The sequence below is a fragment of the Vibrio sp. WZ-1 genome (assembly GCF_052037695.1).
Taxonomy (GTDB): domain Bacteria; phylum Pseudomonadota; class Gammaproteobacteria; order Enterobacterales; family Vibrionaceae; genus Vibrio.
The window spans coordinates 35514-47792 of the sequence record NZ_JBQEQR010000049.1 but is presented as its reverse complement, the minus strand read 5'-3'; the positions used below and the strand labels follow the sequence as shown (position 1 = coordinate 47792).

The following is a 12279-nucleotide window of genomic DNA, read 5'->3' as shown; positions in this document are numbered from 1 at the left end:
TAAGTGACGGCAAACTAGCTTTCCGCTATCCGGCTTTTACTTATTTCTTCCTCGCCTTATATTGGTTTAATGCACTATTAAGCTGTAAGGGTATATCAAATGTTGGCACTCAATCTCATGCGCTCAGGCGACGTTTACAACTGTCTCGACGAAGAACTTCAGACCATGCGTGATCGCACTGCAACACTCATATTCAAATTTAATCACGAACCAGATTCAGCCAATCGAAAAGCCATACTGACCGAGATGGGTGTTAGTTTGGGAGAAGGCTCGTGTATTCAAGCTCCTTTGCAATTGACCTACGGCTGCCACCTTTCAATTGGGTCGAATAGTTATATCAATTGGGATGCCATCATTTTAGATAATGGACGCGTTGTTATTGGCTCTAATGTAATGATTGGACCAAGAGTTCAAATCTATACGGCGGCGCACGCCTTAGATACAGAGCGCCGCTTAGCAGGCGATGAAGTTGCAAAACCCGTAACCATCAAAGACAAAGTATGGATTGGCGGCGGCGCGATTGTCATGCCGGGAGTGACCATCGGAGAAGAAGCGATAATTGGCGCAGGTTCAGTCGTGACTAAAGATGTTGCTGCAGGAGACCGTGTCGCTGGAAATCCAGCTCGATCTATCAAACATGCGGCTGATAAGGTTATCACCGCGTCTAATTAAAAACCGGAGTGATTCAACGGTTTGTATAGGTAAGCATACGATATACTAGTTCTTTTGTTTCATGGACTTGCTTTATGCCTTTCTCGACAAAGTCACTAATATTAGCAATATCTCTCGCCACTAGCTCGTTGTCCTTTGCTACTCCCGATGAGAGTAATACGACAACTAGCTTCCCATCCACTCAAGCGTGGTTAAAGCATGCCACAGAAGGCTTAGCACCTTACTGGATGAACGAAAATGCCTTTGGTGCTCCCATTGGTAACTTCCCTACTTTTCGTTGTAATGATGGTCAGGTGTTGGATACGGCTAATGTATGTCCTGAGCTGGATCGAGGCTGGATTACCCCGCACTTTGGTCGCGAATACACCCGTATGAAATCACGGCAAACCTACGCTTATGGTGTGCTTTATCATCTGACTGGTAATGCGCAGGCTCTTGAGCTTGCGAAACAAGGGGCTTATTACCTTATCAACGAATTGCAGGACAAAGAGCATGGCGGCTTTGTCTCGTTCACGCAAAATCAAAAAGCAGGATTAAAGTGGACGCAACGTACCTCACAAGACCAAGCTTATGCCCTCGTTGGGCTAGCGATGTATTACTACCTGACACGAGATCCAAACGTAGAGAAAGTGCTTATCGAACAGCAAAAATTTATCTTCGATAATTACAAAGTAAACGATGATGTTGGCCTAGCTTGGGTTTTGGAGGATGGCGATGAACAGAGCGCAAAGCAGCACGAGTTGGTAGCACAATTGGACCAAATTAATGGTTATATGCTTTTGGTCGCGCCTCTGCTTCCTGAGCCTTATAAAACACAATGGCTAAATGATCTTAAGTGGTTAACCAGCACCTTAGTTGAGCACTATCACTCAGACAAAGATCAACGCTTTTATGGAGCTATTCATCATAAAGCGGTAATGCAACCCAATGCCAAGCACAACGACTTTGGTCATACGATCAAGGCATATTGGATGACTTATCTCGTTGGCAAACAGGTGAAAAACTCTGATTGGCAGCAGTTTGCTAGAGAAGGAATGAAAACCACTCTGGAACGTGCCGAATATCAGTTCCCATTTGACACCGTCAGCGACTATTTCTCCGCAGAACTACAAAACGAATGGGCGAACAAAGCGATTCCAGCATGGCAAAGTCGGCCATATTCTAACGGTAGCTCGTCCTGGGAATGGGCCGAGCTAGACCAATCCGCAATGACACTTGCGATCCTAGATAGCAAGGTTGGGAACGTACTACCATATACCACGCGCACATTTATGGACGCATGGGTCGATCATCAATATGGTGGTATTGGTCTTGACCCGAAATCGACCAAAGCGTTCCATTGGGGCAATGGCTATCATCAGTTTGAACACGCGTTGATCGGTACACTAACGTCTGGTGCCTTAAACCATCAACCGATCACCTTATACTATGCGAGTGAACAGAAACCAATGCCAAGCTTCACCCCATACTATTTCAAGGGCCAAGTGAAACAGGTTGATTTAGTGGACGACGGTAAGCGTCAAGCGGTAACGTTCACAGGAATTACTCCCTAACTAGTCCCTATATATCAATTATCCATCCACAAAAAAGGCGACCCTCTGGTCGCCTAATGCGTTTAAAATTTTGAAGATAGTTAGTATGTTCTCTAGGGAAGTAGTACGGTGTCGATGATGTGAACCATACCATCACTGAGCCTGTTGTCAGTGTCTAACAAACCTGCTTCAGATTCATTTGCGAATATCAATCCACTCTCGAAGCTAATGCTATTTCCGTCGAGCATGTTTATCTTTTTCGCTCGAATCACCGAGCGAGAGTTTCGGATATCAGCGGTAACGTGATAGGCAAGCACTGCGGTCACGCCTTCTACGTCAAGAAGGTTTACGACAGCATTAAACGCATCAGCGTCATTGTCGGTGCCAGTAAGATCATAGAATGCTTGGTCTGTTGGAGCGAAAACTGTGTATTCGGTACCGTCAAAGATCGCGACAGTACCCGTGGCGATGAGTGCGGCAACCAAAATGTCAAAGTCCCCACCGTTGTCATCAAAGTCAAATGGTTCACCAGATGCTCCAACGGCGAACTCAACGATGCTGGCATCGATTTCGTCAGCCCACTTAGGTTTTGCAGCGAATACTGTTGCAGCACTTAAAGCAAAAATAGTTAAAGCGGTGATGAGATTAGTGAATGTTCGTTTTAAAGTGTTCATGGTCAGTCTCCCTTTGGCGTGCGATTTAAACGTTATCAGTCGAGACTTACGGGAAACTAAAGAACTGAGATCAGTTTTACTCCAAAAATAGATAGCACTTTTTTGCCATAACACTATCGCTATTAATTATCGCTTCAACTAAATCAATGAGCTCCGAAGATAAGTTAAGAAAGTGATTCGGCTCAGTGTTTATCCTTAGATACTCTACTTTTCAATACCCAAGGAAGCATGCCTTGTCGCCTACTCTTCTCCCAAGCTTCACATTGTTTGGAATTCATTGCTAACACTCTCAAATTAAAAAAACACTTATAAACTATCAAATACCTTTGAGATATCAAACTATTAGGAGAGGTATATGCATGCCTCATGCTGATTTTACATTGAACGGTGGCTGCCACTGAAGACATCTTTCTATATTATATCGTTCAAGCCAGACAGCGCAGTTTTCTATACACGCTTAACATGCCCTCCTTCTTCACGAAGAAGCGGCTTAAGTGCAAATGGCTAGTTTTATAAATCCCACAGTGCTCACCACTCAAATTTTTTGTTTCTGCATACAAGTGGAAACAGTGTTCCTTGAAGAATAATATCTTAATTACTGTTTGAAATTTTATTTACTACAACAAGGTCTTCTCCATGTAACTTAATAATGGAGTGAATTTATGCAAAAAAATATGACTGCTGTTAGCGAACGAAATATTGGCTATAGTCTTGGGGTTCTTGGTGTGGCACTTGTATTAACTTGGATCGGTATATACAAGTTTACTCCTACTGAAGCAGAGCTCATAAAACCCTTAGTAGAGAATCACCCTGCTATGGGGTGGCTGTACTCGGTCATATCTGTGCAAGCCGTATCAAATCTTATTGGCGCAGTGGAAATCGTTGTTGCTATTGGATTGGTGGTAGGCTTAAAAAATCGAAAGGTCGGCTTCTTTTCTGGTATTTTTGCTACCGTGATATTTCTATCCACACTTAGTTTTCTAATCACAACGCCAAATACTTGGAAAGTGTCTGACGGAATTCTAATAACAAACTTCTTTTTAGTAAAAGATATATTATTTCTAGCAACCTCAATCAGTGTAATTGAAAAGAATAGATAATATTATCACGTGATAAATAGAGGAGTTATGGTATTTCCTCTATTTATTCAGTTCCTTTTCCATTAAAAAATTCGTTAGCGTTTGCCCTCTGATATCTACTGATTGCTGCTTAATCACAATGAATCCGTGACGTTCGAAAAATGGTTTTGCGGTTAAGCTGACATTGGCGTATAAGCGATTGTTAAAGTTTCGGGCACCCTCTGCGATTAACTGCTGCATCAGTGCATTGCCAACCCCCTTCCCTTGATGCTGCCAGTGACAAAAGAAGTGATCGACATACCCATCGGGTTGTAAATCAGCGTACCCAACCACTTGTCCATCAAGTATTGCTATAAATGGATTCAATGATGCTATTTTCTTGTCCCAGTCTTCAGCCACATAGATGTTTGGTGCCCAAGCGCTTACCTGTGCATCCGTATAATCGTTTATACATATTTTTCTGACCGTATTGTAGAGAAGCGTTCTTAATGTTTCTTCATCACCACTTTCAAAGCGTCTAATTTCTAACATTCTGCCTCCTTTGCTACTTTTACGTTGCCACAATCTCAACTATATCGCTCACGCTTTCGGCCAGAAATTTGATATTAACCGTCATCTAAGATTTGGGGCGAACGAATTTAGCCGTTGCTGATACTCTGACTTCACCTCCAACCTCTAGGCTCGAAGCCATCTGAAAAATACCTCTTGTTTCTTTTACAACCCTAGCGGTAATGTTTATCTCTTCACCTACCTTAATCGGCGAATGAAAGCGCATTTCTAACTGAGCCGTCAACGCCTTCACTCCATTTGCTAGCAAACAATGAGTCATGGCACCATCAACCAAGCATGTCGCAATACCGCCATGCAATAGTCCACTGTAACCTTGGTGGTGTTCGTTGACTATAAATGATGCAACTACACTACTTTTATCTTGAGTTTGATATTCAACACCCAATGAGTAAGGGTTCTCTTTAGAGCACACCGCACAACATTGGTGAGAAGGAAACGTTTCACGCATAAGATCGTCCTTAAAAGGTTATTAGCATATGCCAATAACAACAGATTCGGACTCAGGTAATCTATGTTTGCACTTGTCTTCTTGTTTTGCGCAGTGGGTGACTTATACCAATTTCGTTAATTAGATGTTCAAAAAATTGCGCCGGTAAAATCACTTAGAACAAGGCAAAGATTGCAGCTAGCTAGTTACTCTACCTACAAAATCTTTAACACCGTTATAAGTGATTTTAACCAGCAAGAATGAGCAGATAATTGATGGAAATGGTATTACCTATCATTGACGTGCCAACAATAAAAAACCGCACTGCTGCGGTTTTTTACTTTCTATTCAACTTAGCGACGCTGACAAGACGTGCAACCACGGCAAGCCGAGCGTGTGGTTTTATCCAGTAAACTGCGCTGCACCTTGCAGTATGCGTTCTTTAAAGCGCGACGAGCCGCAAACCAATCTTCTGGCTTAGTCAGAATCAAATAGCCATTGAAGCGCTTCACTAACTCCACTCTGTGTTTATCAATAAAGCGGCTATCAAAACCAATATCGAAATAGTCCAGAGCTTCTTCGATACAGGTAAAGCTGGCGATTTTGGTTTGAATGTCGTTTTGGCTCATAGCCTCGTTTCTGAGTTTATTTACTTAGCTTGGAGTATAAGAACTTCCGTTCGACTGATCTTTGATTTACATCCGTAGCACGTCATTTTGCTAGAAACTGCAAGCTTGCTGTTTTCAAAATGAAAATCAATATAAGAAGTCACCCTGCAAAACTGCTCTCATCCTTATAACCGCTACTAAGACTCTGATTTTCAAAGACCAAATTTTGGTGCGCATTTTGCGTTAGATATGTCGTTGACTAGGGAGAAAAGCGATGACATACAGAGCAGAGATTGATGGATTAAGAGCGATTGCGGTCCTATTGGTGATTTTTTTCCACGCGAACATACAAGCGTTTGCTGGTGGCTTTATCGGCGTAGACGTGTTCTTCGTGATCAGTGGCTATTTAATTACCACAATTGTGATAAACGACTTAGACAAGAACCAATTCAGCCTTGCTGACTTCTACGAGCGCCGTATTCGTAGGATCTTGCCCTTACTACTGCTGGTTATTGCAGTATGTTACCTGCTCTCTTGGTGGTTGTTCCTTCCCCACGCACACAAAGAGGTGGGCGAGTTTTCTGTGTCTTCCATTCTGTCCGCTTCTAATGTGTTGCTGTACCTCAAAGGCCACAATTATTTTGGGCTGGAAGAGCAAGCCAACCCACTCTTTCATACTTGGAGCTTAGGTGTCGAAGAGCAATATTACATTGTGATCCCTCTTTTGCTTATGTTGCTGGCACATGGCAAGCTCATGTCTTATCTCACCTTCTTCATCGCAGTATTTGCACTAAGTTTGATGACTATTTGGTACGCCAGTGGTGATCCTGATTTCGCCTTTTACATGATTTTCTCCCGGGCTTGGGAGTTGGCGGCAGGCTCTCTGATTGCCCTAGTGATGCGTAAAACCGTCATCAAGCCCAACAACACACTTGCCATGATTGGTTTAACACTGGTGCTTGCCTCCGCCTTGTTGTTCGATAAATCAAAAGATGGCGCCGGGCTCATGCTGTTAATCCCTGTGATTGGTACCGCGCTTATCATCTTGTTCTCATCCAAAGACAACACGCTGGGTAAAGCTCTAAGCCTCAAATCTGTGGTTTTTGTCGGTTTAATTAGCTACAGCCTCTATCTATGGCATATTCCGTTACTGGTCTTTTATCGATACGTACTCACTGCCGGACAAGAGTTCAGTCTCGCGTTTTATCTAGTGGCTCTATTTGCTTTTTCTTACCTAACTTGGCGCTTTGTTGAAAAGCCTTTCCGTAGCCGCAAGAAAATCGGCATGAGCACACTTACTGCCTCACTTGTATTAGTTACCCTGCCACTGCTTGCTTTTGGTGTCGTCGGCCATAAAAACGGAGGCTTTCCCGACCGTAGCGCGTTTTTCGAAGCCATGCGCGTGAACAACGGCTACGGCATCGCATGTAACGGTAATACCGGCATCAATGACACCTGCTCCTCATCTTCCCAGCCTACTGTCGCTGTATTGGGTAACAGCCACAGCATGGTCTTTGTTCAGCAACTCGCGAATGACACACCAACAGGGGTTGTTCAACTTACGCAAGACTCTTGCGCGGTTGGCTATGTCGATAAGGTTTCAGGTGCAAACCATTTGTCTTGCAGCAATTTCTTCACTGATGCAATAGAAACCATTTTGAATACCCCTTCTATCCGTCGTGTGGTGATTTCTTCTAACTTCAATAAAGAGCTATCCAAACAAGACTACCAAGCTTCGCTCACTCGCCTTTTGAACGAGTTAGAAGATCGAGAAGTTCTGGTCTTTGGTCCAACACCTTCCGCACCGCATGCCATTGGTGAATGTTTGTGGAAAGCGCGACTGTTTGGAGACAACACTGGCAATGAATGTGACTTCACGCCAAGGCAATCACACCCACATCGCGTGGCTACGTTGGCTCACTATTTTGAACAATTTGAACATGTGGAGTTTGTCGACCTTACCAATTACATCTGTCAGCAAGGCAAATGTGCAATGAAAGTAGGCGATAACAACGCCATGTACACCGATGCGAACCACCTATCCTACAAAGGCGCAGAAATTGTATTGAGTAGCTATCAGAAGGAGTTGAGTGACAATCAACTGCTGACTGCTCAGCATTAACCCAATGACAAAAGAAAGCTCAGCGCTAATCCAAACGCTGAGCTTTTTTATTTAAAGATTCGTGGGTCAAAAGCAAAATCAAGCTTCTCTGCTTTCTTCAGGATGTCTTTCATCTTGGGATGGTTTGGATTGACGACGTAGTTGTTATCACGAGGCGAAATCGTTGAAGGCACTTGCAGTGCAGCGAACTCAGGATGCGGATCGTTGAGAAACTGGTCACCGATGTATTGTGTGGATTCACTAGCAGGAATGGAGCGCCAAGTGACCGGCAGATCTTCTTCATCCAGTGCGGCAATTAAGTATTCTGGCATCTCGATACGATACAAGTCGTAAAGCTTGGTGATCGCCGGATCGTTATTTACATGAACGAAAACTTCTAACGAGCAAAGAGATTCGGATTGAGAAAAGTACAGTGCTTCGGTTCCTTTCGAGTTCCATCGCCCGCCGTATAGCTTGGCACCGATTGGGCTAAATGGAGACTCAGAGAACTTCTTTTGAGTCAGTCGATAGAGCTTCATATTACGAGAATACCCCGTGCTCTAGTCGTCCAATCAAATCTTTTACAATTTCAAAATCAACCGTGGTTGAAACCATGTCTAGTGGGCGTTTGCCGCCCAAACCGTAAACATTTTCACGCATCCAACCTAGTGCGCGTTCTTCATCATCAAACAGTTCTGTTGCTAGCTTAAGTAGCATCGCTAAACGATAGATGGCATCACTCTCTTGCGTGTTGAAGCGCTCTTCGTTTTTGAGTCGACGTTTGATGGTGCTCACCGGGATCAATGTGACGTGTTGGAATTCGCTTTGAGAAAGCTTCACACGCTCGACGATATTACGGTATACCTTTGGCTCAAAGCCTTTATGAACCGCATCGGTACGACCGGTTTCGGCATCTTCAATGCCCAGCATAAACCAAAAGTTTGCCTTATGAGGCGGCTTCGGTTTAAAGCTTTTTAATGTCGCCGTTGCCATACTGAGCTCCTATAGACCAAATGGTCTTATTATTATGGTCCATATGAGCTCAATTATCAATCGTACAAATTGCAGCCACAGTAAAACAGGCGCTAATCAGAGAAAGAGAAACGTTAAGGCTTGTCTACGCCCGCGTATTTCACCCCAGAAAGCAACGCCATATCGCGATTCCAAGTGGCGAGGTCGTGTTGATTAAACTTGCTGAGATCATCGTGTCCACACGCCCTTGCCATCACTTGCATCAACTCAACCGAGGCTTCAAAGAAGTTCTTCAATTGAACCGACGCTTTATCCACATTCAACCGCTGTCTTAAGTCGGCTTTTTGCGTTGCAATGCCTGCTGGACAATTGTTGGTATTGCACATTCTCGCGGCTACACAACCTATCGACTGCATCGCACTGTTAGAAATCGCAACGCCATCTGCACCGAGCGCCATCGCTTTTACAAAGTCCATTGGAACACGCAGTCCACCCGTAACGATCAACGTGACACGGTCACTCACACCTTGTGCATCCAGATAGCGCCTTGCTCTAGCGAGAGCGGGAATGGTTGGCACGCTGATGTGATCACGGAACATAGCAGGCGCTGCGCCCGTACCTCCTCCACGACCATCCAAAATGATGTAATCCGCACTGGCATCGAGTGCGAACTGAATGTCTTCTTCGATATGATTTGCACTGAGCTTGAAGCCTATCGGGATACCACCTGTTACTTCACGCACCCGATCAGCAAACTTTTTAAAATCTTCTGCGGTATGCAGATCTTTAAACGTCGGTGGTGAAATCGCAGGTTGCCCTTCGGGAATGCCACGCACTTGCGATATTTTGCCCACATTTTTATTTGCAGGAAGATGACCACCAGTCCCTGTTTTTGCTCCCTGCCCACCTTTAAAGTGGAAAGCTTGGACATTGAGTAACTTAGATTCGTCGTAACCAAATTGCGCACTCGCCAGTTCATAGAAATAGCGGGAGTTCGCCGCTTGTTCTTCTGGCAGCATGCCACCTTCTCCAGAGCAAATTCCGGTTCCGGCTAACTCCGCACCTTTCGCGAGTGAGATTTTAGCTTCTTCTGATAATGCGCCAAAGCTCATGTCAGAGACAAACAACGGAATTTTTAGTACCAGCGGCTTCTTCGCTTTTGGACCAATCACCAATTCGGTTTTGACTGGTACATCTTCCATCAGAGGTTTGGTTGCCATTTGTGCGACCATCATTTGCAGGTCATCCCAATGTGGCAATTGGTCTCTCGGCACACCCATCGCCGTCATCGGTCCATGGTGCCCTAACTTTGATAGCCCTTCTCTTGCCAGTTGGTGAATAAACTCAACCGTGGGTTCTTCTTGCGTCGCCACTGCAATTGGGATCTCGTTATTTCCTGCTTGGATACCCGGACCTTCTTGTCCCACTTGCTCAGAGGTAAACTGCTTATGCGTCCCATCGCAGAAAGGCGCATTTGCAGTGTGCTTACACTGACACAGATACGCATCTTCATCTTTCTCAGCGATAAAGCTCATGGGTTTAAAATCGGTTCCGGCGTGGGAGCCATCACAATAAGGTTGGTTCTTAGATCGCCCGCATCGACAAAAGTAATATTCTTGCCCTTGCACAAGCTCAACTTTGATGGGTTTGTTATCCGCTATTACTGGTTTGCTCATTTTGCTTCCCTTTTTCAATGCCATACTCTGTGGCTGGCTTTCAGTAAGCGTAGAACAGCTCAAGTAATGCGTCAGGAGAATAAAGATTTACCTATACTTTATGTGGGTATCAACACTCTGGAGGCTAACATGACCATGTCAACCCGGCTCGACCACTATTTGACTGAGCATCATATTCACTTTCAAACTGTGAATCACAGTCATAGTAATAGTTCGCTGCAAAGCGGTGTTGCAGCGGGTATCCCTCTCAATAACTTGGCAAAAGGCGTGATTTTAGAAGATCACCAAGGTCATCATATGATGGCTGTCTTGCCTGCGAATAATAAAATCAGCTTGTCTCGATTGAATGACGAGCTCAATGCCTCTTTCCACTTAATCAAAGAGCGCGAAGTCTACCGTCTATTTACCGATTGCGATAACGGTGCAATACCACCCGTCGGAGGCGCTTATCACATGGCAACTATTTGCGACGAAATGCTTGCCAACTTAGACCATGTGTATTTGGAAGCAGGCGATCACGAAACCTTGATTAAGTTAGATAAAGAAGCGTTCCGTGAACTGATGGGAGAAAGTCGTTTTCTACGCTTTAGTAGTGAAGTATTCCACTAGCATCAGGCTACGATAAACCTGATATATAGACAATGTTGGCTCTTGTTGTGACGATTACATTTTGAATTGCTCATACAGCAAGAGCCTTTATTCATCCTTACTATCAGCATCTTTAACCTCCTCAACTACACCCGCCCTGTCAATTCGATAATGTGCGAGATCATGAGCAAGAAAGAGGCGACCAGAGTAAGCTGTTTGAGCTTCTTTCCGAATCTGCTCGATCGAAACCTCCGCTTCAGAGCTGAACTGATAGCGAGGACTAAAGTGAGTGAGAATCAAGTTCGGGACTTGTTTTGCCTGCGCATAATTGGCGACTTGTGATGAATAAGCGTGCCCGACTTCTCCCGCTCGCTCTTTCATCGTTTCTGAGTACGTTGATTCATGTACCAACAGATGCGCGCCCTCCATCAGACCATCAAGCTTTTCCGGTGTATCGTTATCACCACAAATGATCGCTTTTCTCGGTGGATGAGCAAACTTAGTAAATGCTTTGCTCATTAAGGTTTGACCTTGGTACTCCACATCATTTCCCCGCACAAGCTCTCCCCAGATAGGTCCCCTCGGAATGTTCGATTGCTCAAGCTTATCAATGTCTGGATACATGCGAATGGTTGACTCTTCAAAACAGAAAGCAAAGCTAGGAACGCGATGCGAAAGTGTGGTAGCGGTAATCGTAAACTGACCAATTTCAATCGAATCAAACTGCTCAACTTCGATGAAGTGAAGTTCAAATGGCAGATAGAGTTTGGTGAACGCTTGAGTCGCTTCAACCCACTGTTCAATCCCCTTTGGCGCAATGATCGTCAGAGGATCTTTACGGTTATTCATGCCCGCACTGGCGAGCAAGCCCGGTAAACCATAACAGTGGTCACCGTGAATATGGGTAATACAGATGGCTTGCAAATAATTAAGTGATAACGGAGTGTGTAGCAATTGGTGCTGAGTCGCCTCTCCGCAGTCAACTAGAAACCACCCTTTCCCCTCGCTCTCCAGCAAAGCAGTCGCAGAAACATTACGGGATTTTGTTGGAACTCCAGAAGACGTCCCTAAGAAATACAGCTCCATATGCTCCTCGACACTTACGTAAAAGCTCTAATCACTCATAAAGTTTAGCATGCGATTCAGTGATAAATTGCGCCATTTTCGCCAACTTTCGCTTTAAGCCTTAAAATTCAATTAAACACACGTTTAAAACAATCGTACTAAATTAACTTTATTACCATCTACCATTCGCTAACACTTAAGCATCGCTTTTTAAGCGAACATCAAACAGTAAAGAGGAGCTTCATCAAATAGAAGCCTTAGAAAAATATCGCCTAAGTATAACATTTACAGATAGTTAGGATGGCAATTACAAAC

Annotated in this window: 13 protein-coding genes; 5 read left to right on the top strand and 8 right to left on the bottom strand. The window is 44.3% G+C overall.

The annotated features are described in order from the left end of the window. Positions 1-99: 99 nt before the first annotated feature. On the top strand, positions 100-672 hold the full coding sequence (locus ACTS60_RS03130) for a sugar O-acetyltransferase (RefSeq protein ID WP_440887092.1): 573 nt from the start codon (positions 100-102) through the stop codon (positions 670-672). A gap of 74 nt (positions 673-746) precedes the next feature. After that, the gene (locus ACTS60_RS03125; RefSeq protein ID WP_440887091.1) at positions 747-2225 is read left to right on the top strand and encodes an AGE family epimerase/isomerase; all 1479 of its coding nucleotides are present in this window, start codon (positions 747-749) and stop codon (positions 2223-2225) included. Positions 2226-2317: 92 nt separating this feature from the next. Here ACTS60_RS03125 and ACTS60_RS03120 read toward each other — a convergent pair whose 3' ends face one another. Then, entirely contained in the window at positions 2318-2878 is a 561-nt protein-coding gene (locus ACTS60_RS03120) for a fasciclin domain-containing protein (RefSeq protein ID WP_440887090.1), read from the bottom strand. Positions 2879-3540: 662 nt separating this feature from the next. On the opposite strand from ACTS60_RS03120, the gene ACTS60_RS03115 reads away from it, so the two are divergent. Further along, the gene (locus ACTS60_RS03115) at positions 3541-3978 is read left to right on the top strand and encodes a DUF417 family protein (protein WP_440887089.1); all 438 of its coding nucleotides are present in this window, start codon (positions 3541-3543) and stop codon (positions 3976-3978) included. 39 nt (positions 3979-4017) lie between these two features. Here ACTS60_RS03115 and ACTS60_RS03110 read toward each other — a convergent pair whose 3' ends face one another. The 3 genes from ACTS60_RS03110 to ACTS60_RS03100 all read right to left on the bottom strand — a co-directional run bounded on the left by ACTS60_RS03110 (position 4018) and on the right by ACTS60_RS03100 (position 5583). Further along, positions 4018-4488 carry a GNAT family N-acetyltransferase gene (locus ACTS60_RS03110; RefSeq protein WP_440887088.1) on the bottom strand — a complete coding sequence of 157 codons (471 nt, stop codon included), beginning with the start codon at positions 4486-4488 and terminating at the stop codon, positions 4018-4020. A gap of 85 nt (positions 4489-4573) precedes the next feature. Then, positions 4574-4975, bottom strand: coding sequence for a PaaI family thioesterase (locus ACTS60_RS03105; RefSeq protein WP_440887087.1), 402 nt, complete (start codon positions 4973-4975; stop codon positions 4574-4576). Positions 4976-5307: 332 nt separating this feature from the next. Next, entirely contained in the window at positions 5308-5583 is a 276-nt protein-coding gene (locus ACTS60_RS03100) for a nitrogenase-stabilizing/protective protein NifW (RefSeq protein ID WP_005535903.1), read from the bottom strand. Positions 5584-5836: 253 nt separating this feature from the next. Here ACTS60_RS03100 and ACTS60_RS03095 point away from each other — a divergent pair, with 253 nt between their 5' ends. Further along, positions 5837-7684 (top strand): acyltransferase family protein, encoded by a 1848-nt coding sequence (locus tag ACTS60_RS03095; protein ID WP_440887086.1) that lies wholly within the window; start codon positions 5837-5839, stop codon positions 7682-7684. Positions 7685-7731: 47 nt separating this feature from the next. Here ACTS60_RS03095 and ACTS60_RS03090 read toward each other — a convergent pair whose 3' ends face one another. The 3 genes from ACTS60_RS03090 to ACTS60_RS03080 form a co-directional block, all read right to left on the bottom strand. Beyond that, positions 7732-8202: an RES family NAD+ phosphorylase gene (locus tag ACTS60_RS03090; protein WP_005447071.1), complete on the bottom strand. Its 471-nt coding sequence runs from the start codon at positions 8200-8202 to the stop codon at positions 7732-7734. A gap of 1 nt (position 8203) precedes the next feature. Further along, positions 8204-8656: a type II RES/Xre toxin-antitoxin system antitoxin gene (gene parS / locus ACTS60_RS03085; protein ID WP_038886617.1), complete on the bottom strand. Its 453-nt coding sequence runs from the start codon at positions 8654-8656 to the stop codon at positions 8204-8206. Between the two features lie 113 nt (positions 8657-8769). Further along, complete coding sequence (locus ACTS60_RS03080) at positions 8770-10311, bottom strand: glutamate synthase-related protein (protein WP_440887085.1); 1542 nt, start codon at positions 10309-10311, stop codon at positions 8770-8772. A gap of 129 nt (positions 10312-10440) precedes the next feature. Between ACTS60_RS03080 and ACTS60_RS03075 the strand changes: the two genes are divergently transcribed. Continuing rightward, positions 10441-10920, top strand: coding sequence for an aminoacyl-tRNA deacylase (locus ACTS60_RS03075; RefSeq protein WP_010452123.1), 480 nt, complete (start codon positions 10441-10443; stop codon positions 10918-10920). A gap of 87 nt (positions 10921-11007) precedes the next feature. Here the strand turns inward: ACTS60_RS03075 and ACTS60_RS03070 are convergent, their stop codons facing one another. Beyond that, positions 11008-11985: a ribonuclease Z gene (locus tag ACTS60_RS03070; protein WP_440887084.1), complete on the bottom strand. Its 978-nt coding sequence runs from the start codon at positions 11983-11985 to the stop codon at positions 11008-11010. Between the last annotated feature and the right edge of the window lie 294 nt (positions 11986-12279).